Origin of the sequence: Pantoea sp. EKM20T, assembly GCF_011800485.1 — a bacterium.
In the GTDB taxonomy this organism is placed as follows: Bacteria; Pseudomonadota; Gammaproteobacteria; order Enterobacterales; family Enterobacteriaceae; genus Pantoea; species Pantoea agglomerans.
Window position 1 is genome coordinate 234,510 of record NZ_JAALFW010000002.1, and the last position, 25,760, is coordinate 260,269.

General features: G+C 53.1%; 31 protein-coding genes. 18 read left to right on the forward strand and 13 right to left on the reverse strand.

Annotation, left to right across the window (positions count from 1 at the left end; genetic code table 11):
- Positions 1–25: 25 nt before the first annotated feature.
- The 4 genes from fliI to fliF are packed head-to-tail and all read right to left on the reverse strand — an operon-like array spanning position 26 to position 4,803.
- Positions 26–1,387, reverse strand: coding sequence for a flagellar protein export ATPase FliI (gene fliI / locus HFD94_RS04185; RefSeq protein WP_010247655.1), 1,362 nt, complete (start codon positions 1,385–1,387; stop codon positions 26–28).
- Entirely contained in the window at positions 1,387–2,082 is a 696-nt protein-coding gene (gene fliH, locus HFD94_RS04190; protein ID WP_010247652.1) for a flagellar assembly protein FliH, read from the reverse strand. Before fliH ends, fliI begins: the two co-directional genes overlap by 1 nt.
- Positions 2,075–3,067, reverse strand: coding sequence for a flagellar motor switch protein FliG (fliG, locus tag HFD94_RS04195; RefSeq protein WP_003854483.1), 993 nt, complete (start codon positions 3,065–3,067; stop codon positions 2,075–2,077). The genes fliH and fliG overlap by 8 nt, the downstream gene beginning before the upstream one ends.
- Positions 3,064–4,803, reverse strand: coding sequence for a flagellar basal-body MS-ring/collar protein FliF (gene fliF, locus HFD94_RS04200; RefSeq protein WP_010247649.1), 1,740 nt, complete (start codon positions 4,801–4,803; stop codon positions 3,064–3,066). The genes fliG and fliF overlap by 4 nt, the downstream gene beginning before the upstream one ends.
- Before the next feature lie 232 nt (positions 4,804–5,035).
- Here fliF and fliE point away from each other — a divergent pair, with 232 nt between their 5' ends.
- Positions 5,036–5,347 (forward strand): flagellar hook-basal body complex protein FliE, encoded by a 312-nt coding sequence (gene fliE / locus HFD94_RS04205; protein WP_003854485.1) that lies wholly within the window; start codon positions 5,036–5,038, stop codon positions 5,345–5,347.
- 223 nt (positions 5,348–5,570) lie between these two features.
- Entirely contained in the window at positions 5,571–5,912 is a 342-nt protein-coding gene (locus HFD94_RS04210) for a hypothetical protein (protein ID WP_061901353.1), read from the forward strand.
- A 177-nt stretch (positions 5,913–6,089) separates the two neighbouring features.
- On the opposite strand, the gene HFD94_RS04215 is transcribed toward HFD94_RS04210, so the two are convergent.
- Complete coding sequence (locus HFD94_RS04215; protein WP_167432783.1) at positions 6,090–6,446, reverse strand: hypothetical protein; 357 nt, start codon at positions 6,444–6,446, stop codon at positions 6,090–6,092.
- Between the two features lie 466 nt (positions 6,447–6,912).
- Here HFD94_RS04215 and HFD94_RS04220 point away from each other — a divergent pair, with 466 nt between their 5' ends.
- Positions 6,913–7,800 (forward strand): benzoate transporter, encoded by an 888-nt coding sequence (locus HFD94_RS04220; protein WP_124890054.1) that lies wholly within the window; start codon positions 6,913–6,915, stop codon positions 7,798–7,800.
- A gap of 38 nt (positions 7,801–7,838) precedes the next feature.
- Here HFD94_RS04220 and HFD94_RS04225 read toward each other — a convergent pair whose 3' ends face one another.
- Complete coding sequence (locus HFD94_RS04225; protein WP_010247636.1) at positions 7,839–8,039, reverse strand: hypothetical protein; 201 nt, start codon at positions 8,037–8,039, stop codon at positions 7,839–7,841.
- Positions 8,040–8,359: 320 nt separating this feature from the next.
- Here HFD94_RS04225 and HFD94_RS04230 point away from each other — a divergent pair, with 320 nt between their 5' ends.
- The gene (locus HFD94_RS04230) at positions 8,360–8,608 is read left to right on the forward strand and encodes a hypothetical protein (RefSeq protein ID WP_010247633.1); all 249 of its coding nucleotides are present in this window, start codon (positions 8,360–8,362) and stop codon (positions 8,606–8,608) included.
- A gap of 65 nt (positions 8,609–8,673) precedes the next feature.
- On the opposite strand, the gene HFD94_RS04235 is transcribed toward HFD94_RS04230, so the two are convergent.
- A complete protein-coding gene (locus tag HFD94_RS04235; RefSeq protein WP_033758049.1) occupies positions 8,674–9,306 on the reverse strand; it encodes a helix-turn-helix domain-containing protein in 633 nt (210 codons plus the stop codon).
- A gap of 136 nt (positions 9,307–9,442) precedes the next feature.
- On the opposite strand from HFD94_RS04235, the gene HFD94_RS04240 reads away from it, so the two are divergent.
- From HFD94_RS04240 to HFD94_RS04250, 3 genes are all read left to right on the forward strand, one after another.
- On the forward strand, positions 9,443–9,826 hold the full coding sequence (locus HFD94_RS04240; RefSeq protein WP_010247627.1) for a hypothetical protein: 384 nt from the start codon (positions 9,443–9,445) through the stop codon (positions 9,824–9,826).
- Positions 9,813–10,154 (forward strand): hypothetical protein, encoded by a 342-nt coding sequence (locus tag HFD94_RS04245; RefSeq protein WP_010670838.1) that lies wholly within the window; start codon positions 9,813–9,815, stop codon positions 10,152–10,154. Before HFD94_RS04240 ends, HFD94_RS04245 begins: the two co-directional genes overlap by 14 nt.
- Before the next feature lie 151 nt (positions 10,155–10,305).
- Entirely contained in the window at positions 10,306–10,572 is a 267-nt protein-coding gene (locus tag HFD94_RS04250; RefSeq protein ID WP_010670837.1) for a hypothetical protein, read from the forward strand.
- A 38-nt stretch (positions 10,573–10,610) separates the two neighbouring features.
- Here HFD94_RS04250 and HFD94_RS04255 read toward each other — a convergent pair whose 3' ends face one another.
- Complete coding sequence (locus HFD94_RS04255; protein WP_003854508.1) at positions 10,611–10,850, reverse strand: DinI-like family protein; 240 nt, start codon at positions 10,848–10,850, stop codon at positions 10,611–10,613.
- Between the two features lie 174 nt (positions 10,851–11,024).
- On the opposite strand from HFD94_RS04255, the gene iraP reads away from it, so the two are divergent.
- Positions 11,025–11,324, forward strand: coding sequence for an anti-adapter protein IraP (gene iraP, locus HFD94_RS04260; protein WP_010247621.1), 300 nt, complete (start codon positions 11,025–11,027; stop codon positions 11,322–11,324).
- 202 nt (positions 11,325–11,526) lie between these two features.
- Here iraP and HFD94_RS04265 read toward each other — a convergent pair whose 3' ends face one another.
- Positions 11,527–11,850 (reverse strand): DUF6388 family protein, encoded by a 324-nt coding sequence (locus HFD94_RS04265; RefSeq protein ID WP_008926858.1) that lies wholly within the window; start codon positions 11,848–11,850, stop codon positions 11,527–11,529.
- Positions 11,851–12,104: 254 nt separating this feature from the next.
- On the opposite strand from HFD94_RS04265, the gene yedD reads away from it, so the two are divergent.
- Complete coding sequence (yedD, locus tag HFD94_RS04270) at positions 12,105–12,578, forward strand: lipoprotein YedD (RefSeq protein ID WP_010247616.1); 474 nt, start codon at positions 12,105–12,107, stop codon at positions 12,576–12,578.
- A 100-nt stretch (positions 12,579–12,678) separates the two neighbouring features.
- Here the strand turns inward: yedD and amyA are convergent, their stop codons facing one another.
- From amyA to fliD, 4 genes are all read right to left on the reverse strand, one after another.
- Positions 12,679–14,160: an alpha-amylase gene (gene amyA / locus HFD94_RS04275; RefSeq protein ID WP_061901356.1), complete on the reverse strand. Its 1,482-nt coding sequence runs from the start codon at positions 14,158–14,160 to the stop codon at positions 12,679–12,681.
- A gap of 101 nt (positions 14,161–14,261) precedes the next feature.
- Complete coding sequence (gene fliT / locus HFD94_RS04280) at positions 14,262–14,627, reverse strand: flagella biosynthesis regulatory protein FliT (protein ID WP_045139813.1); 366 nt, start codon at positions 14,625–14,627, stop codon at positions 14,262–14,264.
- Positions 14,627–15,034: a flagellar export chaperone FliS gene (gene fliS, locus HFD94_RS04285; RefSeq protein ID WP_010247609.1), complete on the reverse strand. Its 408-nt coding sequence runs from the start codon at positions 15,032–15,034 to the stop codon at positions 14,627–14,629. The genes fliT and fliS overlap by 1 nt, the downstream gene beginning before the upstream one ends.
- Positions 15,035–15,045: 11 nt before the next feature.
- A complete protein-coding gene (fliD, locus tag HFD94_RS04290) occupies positions 15,046–16,458 on the reverse strand; it encodes a flagellar filament capping protein FliD (RefSeq protein WP_167432784.1) in 1,413 nt (470 codons plus the stop codon).
- Positions 16,459–16,793: 335 nt separating this feature from the next.
- On the opposite strand from fliD, the gene HFD94_RS04295 reads away from it, so the two are divergent.
- From HFD94_RS04295 to tcyN, 9 genes are all read left to right on the forward strand, one after another.
- Positions 16,794–17,993, forward strand: a complete 1,200-nt coding sequence (locus tag HFD94_RS04295; RefSeq protein ID WP_022625486.1) for a FliC/FljB family flagellin — start codon at positions 16,794–16,796, stop codon at positions 17,991–17,993.
- 158 nt (positions 17,994–18,151) lie between these two features.
- Positions 18,152–19,354: a flagellin lysine-N-methylase gene (fliB, locus tag HFD94_RS04300; RefSeq protein ID WP_022625487.1), complete on the forward strand. Its 1,203-nt coding sequence runs from the start codon at positions 18,152–18,154 to the stop codon at positions 19,352–19,354.
- A gap of 304 nt (positions 19,355–19,658) precedes the next feature.
- On the forward strand, positions 19,659–20,627 hold the full coding sequence (locus HFD94_RS04305; protein ID WP_010247595.1) for an HNH endonuclease signature motif containing protein: 969 nt from the start codon (positions 19,659–19,661) through the stop codon (positions 20,625–20,627).
- A 144-nt stretch (positions 20,628–20,771) separates the two neighbouring features.
- Complete coding sequence (locus HFD94_RS04310; RefSeq protein ID WP_003854529.1) at positions 20,772–21,494, forward strand: RNA polymerase sigma factor FliA; 723 nt, start codon at positions 20,772–20,774, stop codon at positions 21,492–21,494.
- Positions 21,495–21,544: 50 nt separating this feature from the next.
- A complete protein-coding gene (gene fliZ, locus HFD94_RS04315) occupies positions 21,545–22,048 on the forward strand; it encodes a flagella biosynthesis regulatory protein FliZ (protein ID WP_010247591.1) in 504 nt (167 codons plus the stop codon).
- Between the two features lie 218 nt (positions 22,049–22,266).
- Complete coding sequence (locus HFD94_RS04320) at positions 22,267–23,253, forward strand: D-cysteine desulfhydrase (protein ID WP_122888757.1); 987 nt, start codon at positions 22,267–22,269, stop codon at positions 23,251–23,253.
- Positions 23,254–23,366: 113 nt separating this feature from the next.
- Positions 23,367–24,167 carry a cystine ABC transporter substrate-binding protein gene (gene tcyJ / locus HFD94_RS04325; RefSeq protein WP_064691418.1) on the forward strand — a complete coding sequence of 267 codons (801 nt, stop codon included), beginning with the start codon at positions 23,367–23,369 and terminating at the stop codon, positions 24,165–24,167.
- Positions 24,167–24,835: a cystine ABC transporter permease gene (gene tcyL, locus HFD94_RS04330; RefSeq protein ID WP_003854540.1), complete on the forward strand. Its 669-nt coding sequence runs from the start codon at positions 24,167–24,169 to the stop codon at positions 24,833–24,835. The genes tcyJ and tcyL overlap by 1 nt, the downstream gene beginning before the upstream one ends.
- The gene (gene tcyN, locus HFD94_RS04335) at positions 24,832–25,584 is read left to right on the forward strand and encodes an L-cystine ABC transporter ATP-binding protein TcyN (RefSeq protein WP_010247571.1); all 753 of its coding nucleotides are present in this window, start codon (positions 24,832–24,834) and stop codon (positions 25,582–25,584) included. The genes tcyL and tcyN overlap by 4 nt, the downstream gene beginning before the upstream one ends.
- Positions 25,585–25,760: the final 176 nt, after the last annotated feature.

Sequence of the window (25,760 nt, forward strand, 5' to 3'; positions counted from 1 at the left end):
CGTTACCTCGCGTTAATTCGTGTGACTAGCCAAACAGCGCATGCAGATGCAGGCTGGCGTCGTCGTAATCACTGCGCTCAAAGATGCCCTGTTGCAGGAAGGCTTCCATCTGCGGATAGAGCGTGATCGCTTTATCAAGCATTGGATCACTGCCCGCGGCATAAGCGCCGACGCTGACCAGATCGCGGTTACGCTGGAAGCTGGAGAGCAACTGCTTAAACTGGCGCACTCGCGCATAGTGGTTCTCATCGATCAGCGAGGTCATCGCACGGCTGATCGAGGCTTCTATATCAATGGCCGGATAGTGACCCGCTTCGCCCAGCCGACGCGACAGCACAATGTGGCCGTCGAGAATGGCGCGCGCGGAGTCGGCGATCGGGTCCTGCTGATCGTCGCCTTCGGTCAGGACGGTATAGAAGGCGGTGATCGAGCCGCCGCCGTCGATGCCGTTACCGGCACGCTCAACCAGCGCAGGCAGTTTGGCGAATACGGAAGGCGGATAGCCTTTGGTGGCCGGCGGCTCACCAATCGCCAGCGCGATCTCACGCTGCGCCATGGCGTAGCGGGTCAGGGAATCCATAATCAGCAACACATGCTGGCCGCGGTCGCGAAAATCTTCTGCGATACGCGTGGCGTAAGCGGCACCCTGCATACGCAGCAGCGGCGAAACATCGGCCGGGGCGGCGATCACCACCGAACGGGCGCGGCCTTCAGCGCCGAGAATGTTCTCGATAAAATCTTTTACTTCGCGGCCACGTTCGCCAATCAGACCGACCACGATAACGTCCGCTTTGGTGTAACGCGCCATCATGCCAAGCAGCACGCTTTTACCCACACCCGAACCGGCGAACAGGCCCATACGCTGCCCGCGACCGACCGTCAGCAGGGCGTTGATCGCCCGCACGCCGGTATCCAGCACGTCGGTGATCGGCGTACGCTGCAGCGGGTTAAACGGCGGGGTGTTCAGCGGCGCGCGATAACCGGTATCCGGAGACGGCAGGCCGTCCAGCGGTCGCCCGCTGCCATCGAGTACGCGGCCCAGCAGTTCCGGCCCCAGCATCATCTGTTTGCCTGCCTGCGGGTTCTCTCCGTTCTGGCGCGCATAGACCCGCGCACCCGGTAAAATGCCGTCCACTTCTTCCAGTGGCATCATCAGCAGCTTCTGACCGTTGAATCCCACCACTTCGCTTTCGATTTCACTGATGGTTTTGCCATCGTTGCGTTCGATTACGCAGGTCGCACCCAGCGGCAGCTGTAAGCCGGTCGCTTCCAGCACCAGGCCGGTGGCGCGAGTCAGGCGGCCATAACGGCGCACCGGCTGCACCTGGGCGATGCGTTTCTCAAAGGCATCGAGCGAGCCGAGCCAGCGATTCAGACGAGTGGTCATTACAGTTCTCCCGGTGCGGCAAGACGGCAGAGTTCCTGCCAGCGCGTCGCGACGCTGGCATCCAGGTCGCCATCTTCTGCGCTGAGTTTACAGCCGCCAGGATGCAGGGTGCTGTCAGCGATCAGCCGCCAGCCGTGCAGATCCAGCGTCGGCCCCAGGGTCTGCTCAATGCGTTGTAAGTCATCCGGGTGAACGCGCAGTTGCGGTTTGCCGCTGAACATCGGTTCCTGCTGCAGTAACCCCTGAATCTGGCGCAGCAGGGCGGTGCCATCCACCGTGGTCGCCTGACCAATCACCGAACGTGCCGCTTCCAGCGCCAGTTGCATCAGACGGGCCGCAATCACGCTGTCCAGCGATTCAAGCGTGTTCTGGAACTCGGTTACCAGCTGCTGCATACGCGCCTGAAGGGGCGCCTGCTGCTGCTGGGCATCGGCCAGACCCTGCTGAAAACCGGCGTCGTAGCCGGCTTTCTGGCCTTCGGTCACACCCTGCTGATAGCCTTCGTTGTAACCCTGGCCCTGTGCCTCTTTGCGCATCTGCTGCTGCAGGCGTTCGAGCTGCTGTTGCTGCTCATCAACGCCATCTTCAGCTTCGTAAATTTCTGGCTGCAGCTCCGGTTCAGCAGGCTCATCGAAACGGCCTAAATCCGTGGGCTGCCACAGCTGCCAGGGGCGCGCAGAAAATGCATCAGACATAAGTTTCCTCGCCACCACCAATCACCATCTCGCCTGACTCGGCCAGGCGGCGTACCACCAGCAGGATCGCTTTCTGTTCGTTTTCCACTGCGGACATACGCACCGGACCACGGTTGGCCAGATCGTCGCGCAGGATATCGGCCGCACGGGCTGACATGTTTTTGAGGAACTTCTCGCGCAATGGCTGTTCGGCACCTTTCAGTGCAACCAGCAGCTGCTCGGACTCCACTTCCTGCAACAGACGCTGGATGCTGCGGTCGTCCACTGCCACCAGGTTTTCGAACAGGAACATCTCGTCGATAATTTTCTGCGCCAGTTCGCCATCGAAGTCGCGTACGGCTTCGATAACCGCCTCTTCCTGCTGCGTTTTCATCAGGTTGATGATCTCGGCTGCGGTTCTCACGCCGCCCATCTTCGCACGCTTGAGGTTGGTGCCATCCAGCAGGCCGTTCAGTACTTCTGTCAGTTCGGCCAGCGCGGCTGGCTGGACACCACCGAACGTGGCGATACGCAGCATCACGTCGTGACGCAGACGTTCGTCGAACAGCGCCACAATATCGGCGGCCTGGGCACGCTTGAGGTGGACCAGGATGGTGGCGATGATCTGTGGATGCTCGTCGCGAATAAGGTCGGCAGCAGCCTGCGGCTCCATAAAGTTGAGCGTTTCCATGCCGCTGGTGGTTTCGCGCGTTTCGAGAATGTCCTCCAGCAGGCTGGAGGCGCGCTCTTCGCCCAGCGCACGGGTCAGCACCGAACGCAGGTATTCGTTGGAGTTCAGGCTCAGCGCCGCGAACTGCTCAGCATCCGCTTCGAACTCACGCAGCACTTCAGTCAGTTGCTTATGTGACACCTGACGCATGTTGGCCATCGCGCCGCTCAGGTGCTGGACCTCACGCTGGTTCAGGTGTTTGAAAACTTCCGCGGCGCGCTCTTCGCCAATAGTCATCATCAGGATGGCGCTTTTTTCGGTTCCGGTCAGACTCATAGCTCTTTACTCATCCATTCGCGAATTACCAGCGCTACAACGCGCGGATCGTTTTCTGACATGTCGCGGATGCGTTGACTCATCACTTCTGCGCTCATGCGGTTGTTAGACTTACGTTCCTGATCCAGCTCATCTTTGCTGAGCTGCACATTAAAGGCTTCTTCTTCCGGTTGCTCAGTCGCACGGGCAGCAACGGCTTCCGCGGCGGCTTTCTCTGCGGCCTGCTTGCGAACCAGATGCGGACGAACCAGTTTGCGGTAGAGGATGAAGGCTACCAGAGCAATCAACAGCCACTTACCGGCATTCATCAGCTGATCAAAGAACGACTGCTGTTGCCAGAAGGGCAGATCGGTGGTCACTGGTTCAGTAGTGTTGAACTGCGAGTTCACCACGTTGATGCTGTCGCCACGGTTCTGGGAGTAGCCCATCGCTTCGCGGGTCAGATCTTCAATCTGCTTCAGCTGCTGTTCGTTCAGCGCAACCGCTTTACCTTTATCATCTGCACGGAAGTTCACCACGACCGCCACCGACAGGCGCTGTACGTCGCCAACGTTGACCTTGGTATGACGAATGGTGCGATCCAGCTCGTAGTTCACCGTGTCGTCACGACGCGAGTTGGTCGGTCCGGCACTGGCCGCTGCGGTGCTGGTGGTCTGGTTAGCGTTATTCGCCGCGTTGTTCTGACCGTTAGCATTCTGACCATTGGCGTTCTGGCCATTGGCGGCATTGTTGTTCGGCGTCGTCACCGGCGCAGTGTTAGCTGGCGCAGGCTGGTTAGAGAGCGCGCCCGGCACGCCGCCCGGATAAGGGCTGCCTGACTGGTCGCTGGTGCTGGTCTGACGCGAACGAATCGCTGAGTTCGACGGGTTAGCGTTAGGCTGATATTTCTCGTCGGTCTGCTCGGCGGTGTCGAAGTTAATCTGCGCGGTAACCTGCGCATGCACATTGCCCTGACCGAGAATCGGATTCAGGATCGCTTCGATACGTTGCTGGTAGCGTGCTTCAACTTCAGAGGCATACTTGAGCTGTGCATCATTCAGGTCGCGACCGGCGGAATCAGAGCGGGTCAGCAGGCGACCGGTCTGATCGACCACGGTGACGTTGCCCGGCGGTAAACCGGCGACGCTGCTTGAGACCATGTGGGCGATGGCCTGAATCTGGCCTTCATCCAGCGCACGGCCAGGCTGCAGGGTTAAGGTGACAGAGGCAGATGGCGCTTTCTGCTCACGCACAAATAAGGTGGGTTTTGGCATCGCCAGATGAACACGGGCGCTTTTAACCGGGCCGAGTGATTCGATGGTACGAGCCAGTTCGCCTTCCAGCGCGCGCTGGTAGTTAACCTGCTCACTGAACTGGCTGATACCGAACTTCTCTTTATCGAGCAGCTCAAAACCCACCGAGCCGCCTTTCGGCAGACCCTGCTGAGCCAGACGCAGACGCAGCTCATGCACGTTCGCTTCCGGCACCATCAGCGCGCCGCCATTTTCGGCGAAGCGATAAGGGATGTTCATCTGCGTCAGCTGCGTGACGATGGCACCGCCATCTTCATCTGTAAGGTTGTTATAAAGGACGCTATAGCTGGGCTGCTTCGCCCAGAGCACCATCGCGATCACTATCGCCACAACGGCGGCGGCAGCGACGATTAAAGGAATACGCGGATTTGCGCGCAGGCGAGCGAGCAGGTCACCGAAGCCTTTCTTTTCTTGTTCTGTTGTGGCGGCTGTACTCGCATTCATGACCGATTCCTGCCTGACGTAATTGACCGGGTAAGTTGAGATGGCAAAACAGACTCCCTGACCTGCGTAGATAAAATTTCCACTTCAATGCCAGGCATTATTAGGTGATAAGGAAAATTCGATGGCTGGATAAGGTAGGGTTTTTGATGTCATTTAGCGGCTTTGTCTCATTGACAACGTGCTAACTTTTCCCCACAGAAAAAATATCATCCTCCTTTATAAGGTATCGTTCATGTCCATTCAGGCAATTGACGGCGTACTGCAGCAGCTTCAGGCGACCTCACTGCAGGCCAGCAACCGCAGCAGTGAAGCCCCTAATCAGATCGATTTCGGTGCAACTATGAAAGCGGCGCTGGATAAGATCAGCGAGACGCAGACCACCGCCCGCACCCAGGCGCAGGATTTTGAGATGGGTAAACCCGGTATCGCGCTTAATGATGTGATGGTCGATCTGCAGAAATCGTCGATCTCAATGCAGATGGGTATTCAGGTCAGGAACAAGCTGGTGTCGGCGTATAGCGAAATTATGAATATGCAGGTTTAGTGAGCTGATTCCGCTGAACAAGGCACGCCTGCGTGGAAGTGGATTAGGGTAGTGGGTTGCCAGCATCAAGGCCGATCCCTTTGCTGAGTCTATGACCCTGTACTGGCGATAATACAGGTGTCATTGACTATACTGCTCTTTATTACGAGCCGTGCAGCAGGGAACTCACTCTTCGGTGCAGACGACCCGACCCCTCATCACCCATCAGCAGGACGCCAGCCCAATGCTAAAAAAACTTATCCTTATCGCATCGTTAATCAGCTTATCGGTTCCAGCCTTTGCTGCCACGCAGTGCGGGCCGTTCTATCTTAAATCTGACAAGAGCGGCTGGTTCTCAGTGAATGGAGAACGCGCAAAAACGCAGAAAGTCACTTTTGCGAAAGAGAAGGGCGATTACGACAACGCGACCGTCAAACTGCTGGTGAAAAACAGCAAAGCGCCGGGGATGGTGGATATGGAGCTGACGAACCGTGAGGGCAAAGGGCTATTAAGAGCTGAAATCGTCCGCACCAGCCAGAGTCAGATCCGCATACGAGGTGCCTATGATTGCGAACCGGCTAAATAGGCTGAGCTTTGACTGCCCACTCCTGAACATGGCATAGCCCGGAAGCGGGCGTGATAAAAGCCTTAGAATAGAAGAGTGAGAAAGATTGTCAGGCAAGCGCGTGCGCTCTGGCTGGTCTGACAACTTATTCTGTCTCCTGGTCGTCCATCCTGCATCACATTCATGCCGAAGCGGCATTTAACGTGATGTTTTGCACCGCGCGATCATCCCTGAAACTGCTGTGCTGATACCTGATGCTTTTGGAGCATAGTAAAATGTCGCACTGGTCTGATGATGGCTGAACTTTGCAATTTCAACCCAGGCTGCGGTTTCATCATCCTGCTCAAGATTATATCGCTTCGTGCCATCCGGCAGAGGTTCATCCTGCTCCAGATAGAGTTTTTGATCCTGTGCCGCTACGTTAAGGCAGGATTCAACCTGAAAAGGATGACCGTTGAAATAAGCGGTTTTTGTTGTCGGGTGTAATCCAACCCGTCCCATATCTACGCATCCGCCCATCAGACTTATGCTCAGGGCAATAATGATCTTCTTCATTAACTAAACCATCATAGTTATTTTGTTGACCAATAATATCCGGATATTGATCGTATCGCTCATTTTAATCAAAAATCTGCGCTTAATATTGCTGGCGTTACGGACTATATGTAACATTCTGCGCAACGCATTATGATGTAAGCAACGGACAGGAACTCAGTAGCCCGCATCAGGTGACTCATGCTGTCTGCTGGTGTTAACCGTTGTCAGGTGAATGTCAGGTAAATATCACTCTGAATGGTTGCTCATCATATCGTTAGTCTGCTTTGTGGCGGATGCCCGAAAATCATTACCTGCAGCCTTTGTTAGCCAACTTATTATAAACACGGAAAGTTTTACGCAGTACATTACACACACATCAGGTTCATTAAAAATCGGCCCCAATAAAAGGCGTTATACCTCTGTTGTGTTACGCATGCTGAGGTGTCCTGATGAAATCCTTACTACTTAAGTGCCTCTGAATATTATGATTTATGACTGTTTTTTGTACTACGATGAAGATATCTTGCTTGAGATGCGTCTGAACACGCTTGAGCATGTTGTTGATCGGTTTGTCATTGTGGAATCGCGCTATACCTTTACCGGAAAACGCCGGGAAAAGCTTCATTTTGATATTGAGAAGTTCGATCGTTTCCGCGATAAAATTATTTATATTGTTAACGATATTGCGCCCAGATTTTATCAGGAAGCCTTTAAATCGAATAGTTCTGTGGTTAATGCGGGAGAGACAGATCCCTGGGAAAATGAAGCCACTGCACGTAATCAGATTATGCAGGGACTGGCCGGCGCGCAGGATGATGATATTGTTATTGTGTCAGACGTCGATGAAATTCCCCGACCCGAGGCGATAAAAGCATTCAGTCATCAGCATCTTTGCACGACGCTGCATCAGCAATATTTCAATTTTAAATTTAATGTCCGGGTTTTAAATGACGACGGCACACCGCGCTGTGCCACCCTGGCGAAAATGGTGACCTGTAAAACGCTGCGAGACTTTTTTATGGGGCAACCGGAATTGCTTCGCAATGTTAAGCGTCGTGGAACACCGATACGCGAGAACTGGTTGCGCTGGAAGTGGCTAAATTTCCGGACGAAAACCATTAAGAACGCAGGGTGGCATTTTTCCTGGGTAATGAGCGATGAGCGCATCAGTGAAAAAATGTCTTCGATTTCTCATACCGAACGTAACTGTCCCGAATTTAATAATCCGGATCACATACGGCGCTGCGTTGAGAACAATATTGATATCTGGAATCGTCCGCGAAGGATGGAGATAGTGCCGGTAACATCCGAACATTTTCCAGCCTGGCTGGTTGAAAATCAGTACCAGCTTGCCGATCTCATTAAATCTTAACGCTGACCAGCGCGCCCAGCGGGCGCGCCTCTCGCACATCAGCTTGCCTTGTAAGGATCTTTTTTGTCATCCTGGCTGTCATCATTTTTGCGCGGCACTTCGCCATGATCTTTCGGCGCATCAGTGGCGGGATGATCATCTTCCTCGTAAGCATTACCAGCGTTTGGCGCGGCTTCGGGCAGGCTTTTGCTGACATCACCTTCTTTCTTACGTTCTTCATTCGTATTGTGTTTAAACATAACTCTCTCCTTTTATTCCAGTCTCTTAAGTTTAGACCAGCACTGACATCCCGCATGCGCAGCGGATTAAAGAAGAAAAAAAAGCCCGCCAGCGGCGGGCTAATCGGAGTTTCTCTCATACTGAACACGTCATTTTTTCGATGTTTGGGTGTGTACAGCAGGTTCATGCTAACCGGGAATCCCTGATGCAGTAATGGACAAACCTGCCATGTCGCTTGCGGCAGGTCACATTCCCGTCGATAAACAGATCGATAAATAAATTCGATTGAACGGATTAGCAAAAGGCATATAGTGGCCTGCGTTACCAGGAGATAGAAATTATGTTAAGAGACTATTTAAAGATTGAAGCTGAAGATCAGTTAATCGAACAACGCTCGCTGAGCCTGAAAAATCGTGGTCAGGAAGAGGTCACCGAATGGATTATTGTAAATAGCCAGGGAGTTAAAAAAGGCGGCGTAACCCTGTTCGATAAACTCAGTACCCGCCGCTCATGGCCCGTGAATTACCGCATTATGCAGACCGATTTGCAGGGCAAAGTGGTGGTAGATCAACTGACCGATGCCCTGTAACTGTCCGGTTATAAACTCAGCCACTGTTGTACGATGAAAAGTGAACCCGCGCACGGCGGGTTTTTTTATGGCTGGCGGTATCGTCGCAGTTCCACCAGCGTACCAATCAGCTTCAGGCTGTCCCGGCTGGATTGCAGCTCAGGGAAATTGATATTGACCGGTGCCAGTTCAAACTGCATGACGCCATTTTCACTGCCGCGCTGACGCCAGGTGCGTAGCAGCACGACCTGTTGCTGCAATGCCAGCACGCAGTCGCCGGGCTGAGGTGACTGCGTGGGATCGATGATCACCACATCATTCCGCAGAATCGCGGGCGTCATCGCCTGTTCTTCCACCCGGATGGCAAAGCTCTGCTGTGAAAGCGCCATGTCGTTGTGCATCAGCAGTTCATGCCGGACGGAACCGGCCTCGCTCAGCCATCGCGGCACGTCGCGCTGTGCAAGCAGTGGGATCTGGTGCAGACCACTCCAGGCGCTTTCGCTGAAAACAGGACCATCCCCATCTATCAGAAAAGCCGGTGCGCAGCCCAGCGCTTCGGCGAGCCGCAGCAGGTTCTCACCGCGCGGCAGCGTCTCTTCTTTTTCCCATTGCGAAATCGCCACATGGGACACTTTTACCTGTTGCGCCAATTGCTTCTGCGTTAACTGCAGCGATTTACGTCGGAGTCGGATGCGGTCACCCAGCGTTTCGTTTTTCATAAGCTTGACTTTTTGGTTGAGAGTGACTTAAGTATACTTAAGCCTGGTATTTAAGCAATCTTAAATTTCATGCGGGGGACGTGGCTAAGCAGCACGCAGTAAGTTCCAGAGACCTTACCGTACAAAGGGGTGTGGCATGGAAAGTAGTCTGATTACCAGTATGGGTGCGTTAGTTCTGGGTGGGGGGGCAGCAGCACTGTTCTGGAAACCGTTATTGGCGGGAATTGCGTCAATCGTTACCAGTAATCGAGCCGGCGGCGAAATTATTACCAGCTACAAAGAGCAGGTGGTGTTGCTGAAAGAGAGCAACCTGCTGATACGGGAGGAGAACGATGAATTACGCGAACGGCACGACAGGAATCTGCGGCGTATCTCGACACTCGAAACCGATCTTCGGTTAATCAAGAATGCGGTAGGGATTTTACTGGCAATGACCGAAACCGATCAGAACGATAAATTTCGTAATGAGATTGATCGGCTTATCTCAACTCTGGAGGATCGCAGTGATGGCCACGATTAATAGCACTAAGGCACCTATGTCTTACCGGCGCAAAGTTATTCTCGGCTGCGTATTGCTGAGCTGTTCGATGATTTGCATCCTGATGACGATCATTTTTCTCTACGTCAGTAACACCGCAAACAAGCGGGTCGAGGAGATTCGGGCGGATTACCGCTTAATTGCGGCGCGGCGTGATGACAGAGTGGAGCTGCTGACCGATCAGGTTGCAGCAATACAGCACAAGCTGGATGCAATACCGGATCGCATAGCCGACAAAACGGTCATAAAAGTCAAAGAGGTCGTCACTGAGAGTGAGGTGCCAGCCGTGAAATCCGGTCATAAACCATAACTTCCGATTATTCTTAATGCGGCTTCGCTATTATCGACTAGTTTTAAATATCCGGGCAACATTTTGTACCTGAATGCAGGCCCGCTGATTGGCCGGTTGATGAACCGCTAAGCCTACTCACTTTGGATAGATGACCAGAAGGAAATTTAGCATGAGCGATTCAACAGAAACCAAGACCAAAACTGAATATCTGCGTGACGTGACTTCTCAGCTAAAAGAGATGCGTCACTATGCTCAGACCAATACCGAAACCCTTTCCAGCCAATGGTTAGCGTTTGATGCGGGTGAGTATAAAGACAAGACCAACGCCGACCGAATCGATGCGTTGCTTAATAAGCAGGGTAAACTGCTGGAAGATCTGGATGCCGCGATTCAGGACATCGAGATTGAAGTTAATCACAGCGAGCAGGAGAGCTAAGTCATCTCCCGCTAACTGATGTGGTGGCCGTTAAGGGATTAATCGGCCACCAGCCACATTTCCGCTTCGTCGAACATCTCTTCAACAATCCGCGCAACCGTCGCTTTATCGTTCTTACTCAAATCAGTATCAATCGCGTTACGTTCCATCGGCTTGACCTTAACTTCAATGTCAGGAAACACCCGATGCACCCGCTTTTCCAGCTCCTCACGAATCATCTCGCGAGCACCCGGTAAACCGGCAACGTTGCGCTTGTCATAAATCAACTCAACAAACATGATGGCAATCCATTCAGGGCAAAATCGCTGACATATAATACTGTAAATAAAAACAGTAGCAAGGCAGCGCGCCTGATTTCGTGTAAATTTTTATCTCGCATAAACCTCAATCTTCGACTAGCAAAATGCGCACGCATCGCGACATAATGGCGGCTTACTTTTAGGAGGTCCGCGATGCGACAACTGGTAATTGATATTCTGCTAAAACTGGCAAAGATGGACGTCGATGCAAAAGAGTTGACGGCGCAGCTTGAAGCGCAGTCCCTGCTGGTTGCGGCGCTGCTGGTGCAGGCGAAACAGGACAACTCGCTGACTATTTCAGAAACGGTGCAGGATGCCATTGTTACCGCTTCGCAATCTTCGACCGAGTTTCTGCAGTCTGATGTGGATCTGCTGCTGACGCATATTAATCGTCTGCTGGCGGTAGCGAGTTATGTTGAAGTAAAGGGTAAAGCGACGGAAGGTGAAGGGTAGGGGCGGATAAAAAAATTCGCCTCTGGAGGTGGAATTGAGACAACACCTGCAGAGGCAGTGCATCAGCACTATTCGTTAAAGGACAATCACGACCTGAGTCGCACGCCGAAGTTATACACTTTCCCCCGGTTAGTACAATTTTATCTGCAGTGCCGGAACTGGTTGGAGGTGTTTGCAATATACAACTTCAGCGCGGCCCTGATTAAAGCTCGTTTTTGATGCAAAACTCTTCCCAGCTCATCCCCAGCGACTCAGCATGAGATTTGAGATAAGTCTCGATAGCTTCAGCCGCCACCGCTTTATCCGGCTCAGCGAGCTGAATAGAAAAGATCATTCCATCCAGATTCTTCTGCCGCAAAAAGGCCGCATAGATGCGTTCGGCATGCCATTCGCGCAGCTGTCGCAGTGACAGGTTAGCTGCACGGGCGTCGCTCTCCGTTAATTCATCAAGTGCAGACTGAAAGTCGGGATGCGCGGTAAAAAACATCTCGCGCGCCTGGGCATAGTAGGCTTCTGGCGTTTTCATATTCATATTCCTGAAAGTCTGTTGCAGCGCGTCAGTGTAGCGGGTTGTCTTCCGCTTGTCAGGCGTGACAAAGGACGGAGTTTGCATCAGTTCAGCCTCTGAACTTCCGGTCAAAAACCTGACCGTGGAGCTCACTGCGGGATAAATTCTGGCGCAATCAGGGTCTGCGTGGTGTTTGAACACCCAGATACCTTGCGCAACGCGGTGGAAAAATTATAACGTAGCCGCCATTGATGGGATCTTAGGGATTAAACATGAAAAAGTGGATGCTGATTGCCGCGCTGGCACTGAGTGGCTGTGCACAAATCAACGATTATGAAAATGCGGTGCAAACGCCGGCGCCCGCTGATCTGCAGGGAACCTGGCAAACCGTCGGTCCACAGAGCAGCCTGATCAGCGATAAGGCGATAGCCAGTGTGATCATCAATGCGGATGGCAGCACGCTGGACTGCCGTCAGTGGATGCGGGTGATTGCGAAGCCGGGCAAACTGACCCGGTTAAGCGGCGATTATGTCAACGTAACGCGTCAGGTGCGGGTGATGCCGCTGGTCGTGGAGAATGGCGAGCTTAGCTATGACAGGATGACTCTGCGTAAAGTGGCGCGTCCGACCGTTGAGTGTCAGCAGGCGCTGGAAGAGGTGGCGAAACAGCCGAAAGCCGCCGTGATTCAGAACATCGAACCGCAACTGCTGCGCACACCGATTACAGAAAACAACGCGAAGTCTTAACAGCCGGATCATAACAAAACCGCCCCGACGGGCAGAGCGCACTTTACGCTTCTGCCTGCCGGGGCGGTTTTAGTTTTGAGTCATTTCTTCTGCAACGACCTTATTCTGCAACCACCCAGACGCTGACACTGCCACCGTTACAGACAAAGACCGCCGTGCCGTGCTCGTCGGCAGTAATGGTCTCTTCCCGATTCCCCAGATGATCGCGCCAGACCTTACCGGCAAAACCTTCACCCATCGGCACGCTTTTCTCACCGGCATCGCCGTTCGACATGATTACCACACAGCCTGGCTGTGTTTCGGTGCCGCTGCGGCTGAAGGCCACGCAGTTTGGGTGATCAAAATAGTCGGTCTGCACACCCCAGCCATACTGCTGGCGCGCCCGGATCAATCCTTCCAGTTCAGGGATTACCGGCATCTCAATTTTGTGCTTCTCGCCGTCGCCGCCTTCATCTTCATAGGTCGCCCCGAAAAGATCGGGATAGAAGATGGTAGGCACACCCTGCTCACGCAACAGGATCAGCGCATAGGCCAGCGGTTTAAACCAGGCTTCTACCGGTGCTTCCAGCGACTGCAGCGGCTGGGTGTCGTGGTTAGCCACGATCGTCACGGCATGCCACGGATCAGCAACCACCAGCGAGTTAGCAAAAATCTGGCTCATGTCGTAGGCGCTGCCCGCGGTTGAGGCCTGGTGGAAGTTCATGTGCAGTGGCGCATCAAACAGCATGGTTTTGCCTTCCACCTGATGCACATACTCCTGCAGTTTCTCCGTTTCAAACGACCAGTATTCCGCGACGATAAACATCGGCTCCTCAGCAACCTCCTGAATATGGTCAATCCACTCTTTGTAGAACCAGGCCGGGATATGTTTTACCGCATCCAGACGAAAGCCGGTGCAGGGCACCTGTTCCATCACCCAGCGCGCCCAGTATTTCAGCTCTTCCCTGACCGCGTTGTTGCGGAAATCGATGTTGGCACCCATCAGATAGTCGAAATTACCCAGTTCGTTATCAACCTGGTCGTTCCAGCCTTCGGCGGTGTAGTCATTGATGATTTTGAATACGCCGTTTTCGTCCGGATTTTCGATGTGGTCTACGCCGCTAAAGCATTTGTGGTCCCAGACAAATTTCGAAAACTCCCCGGCGCGTGCCGGAAAAGTGAATTTCGTCCAGGCCTCGCACTCGACCACCTCGTCGTAGATTTCATCGCGGTTATCGGGATTAACGCGGTTAACGCTGATCGTCTCTTTTTCGTCGGCACCCATTTTGTGGTTGAGCACCACATCCAGCAGCACTCCAACGTTGTGACTGCGCAGGGCTTCAGTCGCCGCCAGTAATTGCTGTTTGTCGCCATATTTGGTGGCAACACCGCCTTTCTGATCAAATTCACCCAGGTCAAACAGATCGTAGCTGTCGTAACCAACAGAATAGCCACCCGAATCCCCTTTGTAGCACGGTGGCAACCACGCCATAGTGATACCGATTTCGCTGAGCCAGGCCGCACGATCGGCCACTTCCGGCCACAGTTTGCTGCCATCCGGGTAATACCAATGGAAAAACTGTAATAACGTTGGGTTTTGCATGTACCACACTCCATGGGATGATGAAAATCAAGTATGGAGTAAGCGGCAAAAAAGAGACGCCGCGCAGAAAAATAAATCTGGCGGCGTGACAGAGCAGGGTATCAGGAGAGAGTTTCGTGTGGCACCATAACAATGCCGCCTTGATTGCTATAAGCGGACATCACCGATTTCTGGCGGCTGTTTTGACCCACCAGTGAGGCCAGCTCATCCATCCTCGCCTGCAGCAGACGTTTCACTTCACTTTCGTTATCGAGAATACGGCGCAGCACCGGGCGCAACTGCTCCTGAGTCTGTGCCGACGGCGACACGGCTTCTGTCGATTGGGCTAAGTTCTGCACCGCACTAACATACTCCATCTCCCTGCTGATCAATTCATCCCATTCGCCTTGTGCTGCATGACGCAGCATTCCCTGGCTGAGATCGAGTAACTGTTGGTAAACGGTAATCAGATGCGGTGCAGTAGTCATTAAACGGCGTCCTGAATCAGGTTAGGTTGAACCACTTCTTTCCACGCGTCAGCAATGTTGCGCAGCAGGCCTTCGACCTCCTCGACTGCTGCAACATCATTGTTCAGGTTGGCATGCAACAGGCGACGCGTCATGTAGTTGTAAAGATCCAGCAGATTGTCTGCCAGCTCATCACCACGGTTTTCAGTCAGGCCCTCTTTCAGGCCGGCTTCGATAATATTGATCGCTTTGGAGATCGAGTTGCCTTTACCTGCAATATTGCCATCCTGCATAAACAGACGAGCGCGGATTAACGCGCTCAGTGCACCGTCGAACAGCATCACAACCAGCTGCTGCTGGCTGGCGCTCATCACGGCGCTTTCTACGCCAATTTTTGCATAGGCTTTGGTGCCTGTAGCGCTGTACATGGTCACTCCTGTTATTTTTTAGACGAATCGGACGTGTCGAACTGCTGCGTCAGATAGGTGCTGGTCGAGTTGAGTTTACTGATGGCCATATCCAGCTGAGTAAATTGCGTTTTATAGCGTGCGATATCGGCATCAATACGATCGCTGGTGGTGTTATAGAGGGTGGTTAACCTATTCAGTGTTTTACTCACGCCATCGGTGGCGGACTGAATAATCCCTTTAGTAGCCAGCCAGTCAGTCAGCTTGCTGTCGATTTTAGCGGCGATACCGGTTTTACCGTCACCTACGATCATCGCTTTCACACCTGCAGCATCTTTATCCAGTGCGCTGTTCAGCTTGGTCGAATCCAGTTTTAATGAACCGGTGGTGGGATCGGTGGTGACACCAATCTGACTCAGTGATTTAAAGGTAGATGTGCTCTGCGAATTAGTGAGCATGCTTTTCAGCTGCGTCTCAATCGTCCGTAACGTACTGTCACCCAGCAGGGCACCATTACTGGAGTCCTGTGCATCGCTGTTGGTATCCACTTTGGTGTATTTGGTCAGGGTATTAAACTGATCCAGCAACGTATTGTAGGCATCCACCCAGGCACTGATGGCGCTGGAGGCTTTTGAGGTGTCTTTGGTAATCGTCAGCGTCTCATCGCCAACTGTCTTCGCGGTCAGATTTAAAGTAATCCCTTCCAGCGCATCGCTAATCTGATTGCTGCTGTTTTCAATCGCAACATTGTTGACCGTCAGTTTGGCATTCTGCGCAGCGACGCTCTGGGTCATCACGTTGCTGCTGGCGGATGCGTCAAAGCCCACAATCCCCTGTAGCGTGCTGTCACCGGTGACGGCAATGGTCGCCACGGCATTATCACTGCCGGTTTTATTGGCGCTCATAGAGAGTCGGAAACTGCCGTCTGACACCTTAATGATGCTGGCGGTGACGCCGGCATTGGCGCCGTTGATGGCGTCACGCATGCCGGTCAGCGAGGTCTGATCGCTGGAGAGCGTGATGCTTTTGCTGGTGCCATCTTTTAAGGTAATCGCGATGCTGCGGCTGGCCACGGAGCTGTCGCCCAGCACGGCGGTGTTACTACTCTGTACGCCTGAGGTCAGAACCTGCGCCTGTGCCAGCTGCGAGACGTTAATGGCATATTTACCGGCTACGGTGCTGCCAGAAGTGGTCGCGCTGAACGCTGTGGAGCTACTGGCCGCAGTCGTAGCGGTAAACAGGTCAGCACTGTTCAGCTTGGTATTAGCAGCCTGGAAAGTTGTCAGTGAACTTTTCAGGGTGGCGTAAGCACTGAGCTTGGCCGTATAAGCTGTCTGCTGAGTAGAAATAGGTTTGAGTGAAGCTTTTTCAGCGGTGGTCAAACTGTCAAGCATGGTACTGAGTGGCAGGCCGGAACCCACACCGAGGTTGCTTATACTAGCCATATTAATTCCTTTATAAGGTCGACAGAAAATTGATACCTGGGTTATCGGCCTTGAATAAGGAAAGTTTAAGGTTATTTGCCTTAGGGTAATGAGGTAAATAAGCACTATAGAGAAGGGTAATTCAGCGGCTAGAAAATTAATGAATTAAGCCTAAAGAAGTTCGGGCGGGTGGCGATAACTTAAAACGTGACAGGTTGAAGCAGAAAAATTCGCCTGGTACTAAAAAAATTCTAAAGGTTGTTAAACGGCAGACGATAACAACTTTGACGGCGCTGAAGCCGGCGGGTTGAAGCCCACACCTTAACCGAAAGACTTGATTAACAGGAAAATTCATCATGGCCCAAGTCATTAATACCAACAGCCTCTCGCTGATCACTCAGAACAACATCAACAAGAACCAGTCAGCTCTGTCTACTTCAATGGAGCGTCTGTCTTCTGGTTTACGTATCAACAGCGCGAAAGATGACGCTGCTGGTCAGGCAATTGCCAACCGTTTCACCTCTAACATCAAGGGCCTGACTCAGGCTGCTCGTAACGCTAACGACGGTATCTCTGCTGCGCAGACTACTGAAGGCGCACTGTCAGAAATCAACAACAACTTACAGCGTGTTCGTGAACTGACTGTACAGGCTTCAAGCGGTACCAACTCAGCTTCTGACAAATCTTCAATCCAGGACGAAATCAAATCCCGTCTGAGCGAAATCGACCGCGTATCTGGTCAGACTCAGTTCAACGGCGTGAACGTGCTGGCTAAAGATGGCTCAATGAAAATTCAGGTTGGCGCTAACGATGGCGAAACTATCACCATCGACCTGAAGAAAATTGACTCTTCTACGCTGAAACTGAACACTTTCAACGTGAATGGTCCACAGGGTACACCTACTGCTGCTGCAGCGGCTGACTTCCAGAGCGTTTACGGTTCTACCAGTAACGTATCTAAAGCCACTGTTGCTGAAGGCACAGCTGATAGCCTGGCGACTCGCCTGGGTGTTGCAGCTGCTAACGTCACTGTTACTGCAGACAAAGTGTATAAAGATGACAACGGCAACCTGTTCGCTAAAGTTAACGTGAAATCAGCCAGCGATGCAGAAACCAACAGCCTGAAAGCGAACGGTTTTGACATTGCTAACGGTGCAAACCAGGACTTCTACGTTGCAGTTGATGCGAAGGCTGCAGTAACGACTGCTGGTGGCGATACCGCTGCGTTCACACTGGATACGGCTAACATGAGCCTGTCTAACGTGACCTCGGGTTCAACTTCTGATCCACTGAAAAAGCTGGACGAAGCGATTGCCAGCGTTGATAAGTTCCGTTCTTCACTGGGTGCGATTCAGAACCGTCTGAACTCAGCCGTGACTAACCTGAACAACACCACCACTAACCTGTCTGCAGCACAGTCTCGTATTCAGGATGCTGACTACGCAACTGAAGTTTCAAACATGTCTAAAGCGCAGATCGTACAGCAGGCTGGTAACTCAGTGTTGGCTAAAGCTAACCAGGTTCCACAGCAGGTTCTGTCTCTGCTGCAGGGCTAATCACCCAACTTATAAAAGACAAACCCCGCTTCGGCGGGGTTTTTTTATGCCTGCGATTAGCCTGTTTTTGCCCTGTTTCTCTGCCAATCAATCTCCCCGCGTTCCTTTATCCTCACAGTAAGACTCTTTTTTAAATGCCTTTGTTGAGCAGGTAAATAATGAAAAATATTACTGTCGTGGAACCGCTCTTTGTCAGCGCCTTCAAATGTATTGGCAGTGAGTGTCGCGATCACTGCTGTAAGGGCTGGGATATCCACCTGGATAAGCCCACGGTCAATCGCTATTTAAAATCCTCGCTGATTGAAATCAAAACGCTGGCAGTTGAAAACATCACCACCACCCGCAAAAGCTTTGCCAGTTGGGGAACTATGAAGCTTAATGCTTCTGGCAACTGTGCATTTATGGATGAAAATCGCCTGTGCAAAGTGCATTCCCGGCTGGGTGCTGCCGCACTGAGCAACACCTGTGCGACCTATCCCCGAGCGGCGAACACCTTTAAATATGAACAGCAAAAAACGTTGGCGCTCTCCTGTCCGGAGGCGACCCGGCAATTATTAGCCTCACCTGACGCGATGCTGTTCGGGGAGAGCATCAGGCAACAACCTTATGGCAATAAAGCTAAAGATCTCGATCAGCAAAAGAAATTGCTGAATCTTATGTGTCTTAACATCATTAAATTCAGCGGCATTCATCTTGATGAAGGGTTTTACGCGCTGGCCAGCTTTCTGCTGGGTGCGGAAAGAGTAAGCCCTGAAGAAGATTGGCTGGTCCAGATGGAGCATCATTTTTCTGATGTCCTCAACAACCTGACACAGGGTGAAATCAGGCTGCAGCTTGACCAGGTTAAACCTGACTATAACCTGCAATGGTCTTTACTGTTGAGATTGCAAAGCTGGTTCAGCACCATGGCGGATAAGCGCGCCTTTCCTACCCTGAATCACTACGTTAATAAGCTGATTTACATTCAGGCCGAAGGGGCCAAAACCGATGACGTCAGTCAGCCAATGATCCGGCTGGACAACGTCTGGCAGAAGCAGGTTATGCCCTGGCTTGCTGAACGGCCATGGATAATGAATAACTATATTCAGTACCGCATTTATGATGATTTCTTCCCTAATAACGAAAATCGCAGCCCGTTACTGAGCTTATATCTTCTGACGGCAGAATGGTTCCTGCTTAAATCACTGATTGCGGCCAATGTTGAGTTGGTCGGAACCGTCAGTGAAGAGGATATTATTAATATCATTTACAGCTACCACTCAATAACAAAACATACGCCACAATCGGTGATGGCGTTTCTGGCCGAGATTGATAAGGTCAAGGTCAATGACGATTTGTCGCTGATTTATCTGCTTAAATGATCTGAGGCAATGTAGCTTCGCATCATCGGCATCGCCCATTTGTGCCTGATAGCTACGGGCGGGCATTAGCTAATCGCTGAAAGAATTGCGGCTGGTGTGCTGGCTTATTTTTAAGCCAGCAGCTCCAGGCAATGCAACGCAATTTAACACCCGCTTCCTTCAAACTGGTTTCCTGACCACAACCTTGCAGGCTAAATGTCTCTCAATCCCAGGCAATCCCCCAGCCCGTTACAGTTCCCCTCCAGACTGCCGATAACTCCTCACAGAACAACATCATTTTTGATTTTAACTTTGTGGAGTGTCTATGCGCTTCAATTATGACCTGTTACCGGGTGAGCGGCTGACCTTTGAAGAGATCGCCCGGCGTTATGCTCTGCAATACCCTGATGATAAAGAGCTGACGGCGCGCGCCTTGCTGAGTCCGTCAACCGGGCTGCGCACGCTGAAAATCCGCGCGGTGTTCGCGCAGGAAGAGAGCAACAGCCCGCTAGAGGATCTGCTGTTCATCTCCCATGACAACGAACGTAAAAATTACCTGCGTCGCTTTGAGCACTACCTTAAGCAGAATCTCTCCTTCCTCTATTTCCGTCGCAGCGATAGCGAAAAGCGCGACAACCTGTGGAAGGTGATGGGCAGTAGCCAGGTCTTCGCGATGATCGATCCGCAATCCGCCACGGCACAGAATCTGCTGAACAGTCGCGGCTACAAACTGGTGCTGATGCATCAGGATGATGAAGACGCTTACTGGCAGCTTTTCAATCCACAGGCAGATCCCTGTTTTCCGCAGTCGCAGCGCATTCAGTTCATCGTGGTGCTGAGTACGCCGCAGCACAAAGTCCCGGCGGCGGTGATGCCGGGAACGGAAGTCGGGCGTCGTGTCAAAGCCCGGGTGCTGCAGCGCGCCAGCCAGGCGGAATTCAGCGCCGGTGTCAAAGCCCGCTACGGCGCCTGTGTGATGACCGGCACCGAGCTGACCGAACGGCACAACTGGCCCTGGGTGGAAGCCTGTCATATCGACACGCAGGAGGGTGATGATGGTGTCCTGGCAGATAACAGCATCGATAACGGCCTGTTTTTACGCAGTGATTTGCAGCGGCTGTTTATTAACCGACTGATTAGCATTGATGGTGAATCGGGCGAGATTCTGGTGCATCCCGGCGAAGAGGCGCAACAGCATCTTGCGCCCTGGTATCAGGAACTCGAGGGTCGCGTCTGCAGCCTGTGGGCTGCAGTGCCGCCCGCCACCCGGCAACGGCTGCGCGCCCGTCGTTAATCTTCTCTGAAGAGTGCAGAAGGATCTGCACTCTGACGTAACAAAAATGAAATAGCCTCGTTTTACCCCGCCTATTCAGCCAATCGAAAACGCTACAGAATTGGATAATCATGCCGATAACTTCATTAACGCAGGGTAGTCAACGTGAACGATTTCTATACCGCCGAAGGCGTGATGGACAAGCATTCGCTCTGGCAGCGCTACGTGCCGCTGGTGCGCCATGAAGCGTTGCGTCTGCAGGTTCGCCTGCCGGCCAGTGTTGAGCTTGACGACTTGCTGCAGGCGGGTGGGATAGGGCTGTTAAATGCCGTAGAGCGTTATGACGCGCTCCAGGGTACAGCCTTTACCACCTATGCCGTGCAGCGTATTCGTGGCGCCATGCTCGACGAGCTTCGTAGTCGGGACTGGGCACCGCGCAGTGTGCGTCGTAATGCACGCGAGGTGGCCGGAGCAATGCACAGAGTGGAACAGTCGCTGGGGCGTTCTGCCTCTGAGCAGGAAGTGGCGCAGCAGCTGAATGTTTCCATGGAGGAGTACCGGCAGATCCTGCTGGACACCAACAACAGTCAACTTTTCTCCTACGACGAGTATCGGGAAGAGCACGGCGACAGCGCGGAGCTGGTGACGGAAGGCCATGAAGAGGCTAATCCGCTTCATCAGTTGCTTGAAGGGAGTCTGCGTGAGCGCGTCATTGAAGCGATCGAAGCATTACCCGATCGTGAAAAGATGGTGCTGACACTGTACTACCAGGAAGAACTGAACCTGAAAGAGATTGGGGCGGTGCTTGATGTGGGTGAATCCCGTGTCAGCCAGCTGCACAGTCAGGCGATTAAACGCCTGCGTGCCCGACTTGCGGGAGCGCGCTAGCAGTATCAGTTCCTGGCGATTCAAAATTATAAAAAACCGGGGACTCAGTAATGGGAGCCAAGACCAAGGCCAGACCGTTAAGTCGTTATCTTAAAGACTATAAACACAGCCAGAGCAACTGTTCACACTGTGGCAAGGTATTAGATCGAATGGCGCTCGTTTTTCGTGGCCAGATCATCAATAAAGAGGCCATCGCTCGGATGGACCAGATGATTGATGAGCAGCTGTGGCTGAAACTTCAGCCCGAACTGACCGCGCTTTGTCGTTTTTGCAGTGATATTTTTTGTAATACCCATCCTAATTACTTCGACATAATGGCGTTTAAACAGTATCTGTTTGAACAGACAGAGATGAGCCCCAGCACGATTCGTGAATATGTGGTGCGGCTGCGTCGTCTGGATGAGATGCTGAAAGCCAGAAATTTCCCGGCCGACAGGCTTCAGGGAAATAGCTGGCATCAGTGTCTGGAAAGCGATCTGCCCGATGCCGGTAATAACAATTACCGCATCGCGCTGCGCAAGTACGATCAGTTCTTAGGCTGGCAGCAGGGTTAACCCTGATCTGCAACGATTGCTCCCCCGCGTGCCTGCGGCACGTTCCCCTTTTGCCCGCCAGCCGGGTAAAAGGGAAGGGGGAGCACGGCGCTTCTTTCTCCTGCATCTTCCATTATGCATCTGTCTCACCGCATCTGCTGACACCTGAATCAGGGTGATCCTTTTCGCATCTTCTGCAACACTGTAAGGATAAATTGAATGCCCGAACGGAGGCAGCATTGTCTTTACATCTGTTACACCAATTCCCGCGTCTTGAACTGCTGGGCGCACCCACGCCGTTAGAACATCTGCCTCGGCTCTCTGACTATCTGGGTCGCGATATTTTTATTAAACGCGATGATTTCACGCCGGTGGCGATGGGCGGCAATAAGCTGCGCAAGCTGGAATTTCTGGCGGCGGACGCGCTGCGTGAAGGCGCCGATGTGCTGCTGACCGCGGGCGCAATCCAGTCCAATCATGTGCGTCAGACGGCGGCAGTCGCGGCCCGGCTTGGCCTGAAGTGCGTGGCATTGCTGGAAAACCCGATTGGCACCCACGCTGAAAATTACCTGAGCAACGGCAACCGTCTGTTACTGGATCTGATGGACGCTGAAGTGATCATGGTGGATGCGCTGAATAACCCTGCGGAACAGCTGGCTGAACAGGCCACGCGTCTGGAAGCCCAGGGTTATCGTCCTTACATCGTGCCGGTCGGCGGCTCAAATGCGCTGGGTGCACTAGGCTATGTAGAGTGCGCGCAGGAGATTGCTCATCAGAGCGAAGGCGTGGTCGATTTCGCCGCCGTGGTCGTGGCCTCGGGCAGTGCCGGCACCCATGCCGGTCTGGCGGTGGGTCTGGAGCATCTGCTGCCGGAGGCCGAGCTGGTGGGCGTCACCGTTTCACGCCAGGTTGAGGCGCAGTTGCCGCTGGTGGAGCGGCTGCGTCAGTCGCTGGCGGAGACGCTGGAAGTGCAGGCTAAGGCACCGATTAACCTGTGGGATGACTACTTTGCGCCACGCTACGGCGAACCCAATGATGAAGGCATGGCTGCGGTGAAACTGCTGGCGCGGCTGGAAGGGATCCTGCTGGACCCGGTCTACACCGGCAAGGCGATGGCCGGACTGCTGGACGGCGTCAGCCAGAATCGTTTCCGCCGTGAAGGTCCGTTGCTGTTTATTCATACGGGTGGCGCACCGGCGTTATTTGCTTATCATCCTTCGGTCTGAGACAAGCGAATAAAACAGTTTATACTCCGTGGGTTATCCTTCTGGACTGGCAGCGACAAGCCGTGCTGCCCTTATAAGAACACACACACAATACTGTCAATAATGGGGTGAATATGTCCTTTTCTCGTGCAGGTCGTCAGATGATGATGGGCGTCATGGCCGTGGCGCTGATTGCTGGCGTCAACGTTAAAACCTTTGCAGCGGAAAATCTGCTGAACAAAATTAAAGAGCGCGGCACGCTGCTGGTGGGTCTGGAAGGCACCTATCCGCCATTCAGCTTCCAGGATGAAAAGGGCAAGCTGACCGGCTTTGAAGTGGAATTCGCGGAACAGCTGGCACAGCACATGGGCGTCAAGGCGAGCCTGAAACCGACCAAGTGGGACGGCATGCTGGCCTCACTCGACGCGAAGCGCATCGATGTGGTCATCAACCAGGTCACCATCTCTGATGAGCGTAAGAAAAAGTATGACTTCTCCACGCCATACACGGTCTCCGGCATTCAGGCGCTGACCATGAAAGCCAATGCGAACACCATCACCAAACCTGCTGACCTGGCCGGTAAAAAAGTGGGCGTCGGTCTGGGCACCAACTACGAGCAGTGGCTGCGTGAGAATGTGAAGGGCGTGGACATCCGTACCTATGATGATGACCCGACGAAATATCAGGATCTGCGTTCTGGCCGTCTGAATGCCATTCTGGTTGACCGTCTGGCTGCGCTGGATCTGGTGAAGAAAACGGGCGATACCATGGCGGTCGCGGGTGATGCGTTCTCCCGTCAGGAATCGGGCGTGGCGGTACGTAAAGGCAACGAAGACCTGCTGAAAGCGATCGATCAGGCCATTGCTGAAATGCAGAAAGATGGCTCGCTGAGCAAGCTGTCTCAGAAATGGTTTGGCGCGGACGTGACGAAATAATGCAGGAAAGTCTTCAACTGGTGCTGGATTCAGCACCTTTTTTATTAAAAGGCGCGCTGTTTACGCTGCAGCTCAGCATCGGCGGCATGTTCTTTGGCCTGCTGCTGGGCTTTATTCTGGCGCTGATGCGTCTGTCGCGCTTCTGGCCGGTTCGCTGGCTGGCACGAATCTATGTCTCGATCTTTCGTGGCACGCCGCTGATCGCCCAGCTGTTTATGATCTATTACGGCCTGCCGCAGTTTGGCATTGAACTGGATCCGATCCCCTCTGCGATGATTGGTCTTTCCCTGAATACCGCAGCCTATGCCTCAGAGTCACTGCGTGGCGCGATTTCATCGATTGAGCGCGGGCAGTGGGAAGCGGCGGCAAGTATCGGCATGACGCGCTGGCAAACCCTGCGCCGGGTGATCCTGCCACAGGCAGCCCGCACCGCGCTGCCCCCGCTGGGCAACAGCTTTATCAGCCTGGTAAAAGATACCTCGCTGGCGGCGACCATTCAGGTGCCGGAGCTGTTCCGTCAGGCGCAGTTGATTACCTCACGCACGCTGGAAGTCTTTACCATGTATCTGGCAGCCTCGCTGATCTACTGGGTGATGGCAACGGTGTTATCTGCGTTGCAGAACCGGCTGGAACAGCATGTTAATCGTCAGGATTCGGAGTCGAAATGAGCGCCATCGAAGTCAGAAAGCTGGTGAAGTCTTTTAACGGCCAGACGGTGCTGCACGACATCGACCTTGATGTGGCCGCCGGTGAAGTGGTGGCCATTATCGGCCCCAGCGGATCAGGTAAAACCACGCTGCTGCGCAGTATCAATCTGCTGGAAGTGCCGGATAGCGGCACCATCCGCGTTGGAGAGATTACCGTTGATGCGGCGCTGGCACAGAGTAAGCAGAAAGAGCAGGTGCGTCGTCTGCGTCAGCAGGTCGGGTTTGTCTTCCAGAACTTCAATCTGTTTCCGCATCGTTCAGTGATGGAGAACATTATTGAAGGGCCGGTTATCGTCAAAGGCGAAGCGAAAGCGGATGCGGTAGCCCGCGCCCGCACGCTGCTGGAGAAGGTCGGGCTGCACGGCAAAGAAGAGAGCTATCCGCGCCGTCTGTCGGGCGGGCAGCAACAGCGCGTGGCGATTGCGCGTGCGCTGGCGATGCGGCCGGAAGTGATCCTGTTCGATGAACCGACCTCGGCGCTGGATCCGGAGCTGGTGGGTGAGGTGCTCAGCACCATTCGCGCGCTGGCCGAAGAGAAACGCACCATGGTCATCGTCACGCATGAGATGAGCTTTGCCCGCGATGTGGCTGACCGCGCCATTTTTATGGATCAGGGGCGCATTGTGGAGCAGGGCGAAGCGAAAGCGTTGTTCAGTAACCCTCAGCAGCCGCGCACCCGTCAGTTTCTTGATAAATTTCTGAATCAGTAATCCACACTGCCTTCCCCGGAAGGCAGTTTTAACCCGTTTAAAACCCTCATTTTTTAAGCTGCCACTGGCTATGGTCACGCTATTAGCAGGCGCAATATCATAAATAACTCTGCCGCTGTTAAACCTTTTGGCACATCTGACAAATCTTTTCTTTTCATCGGGGATATATTGGCTTT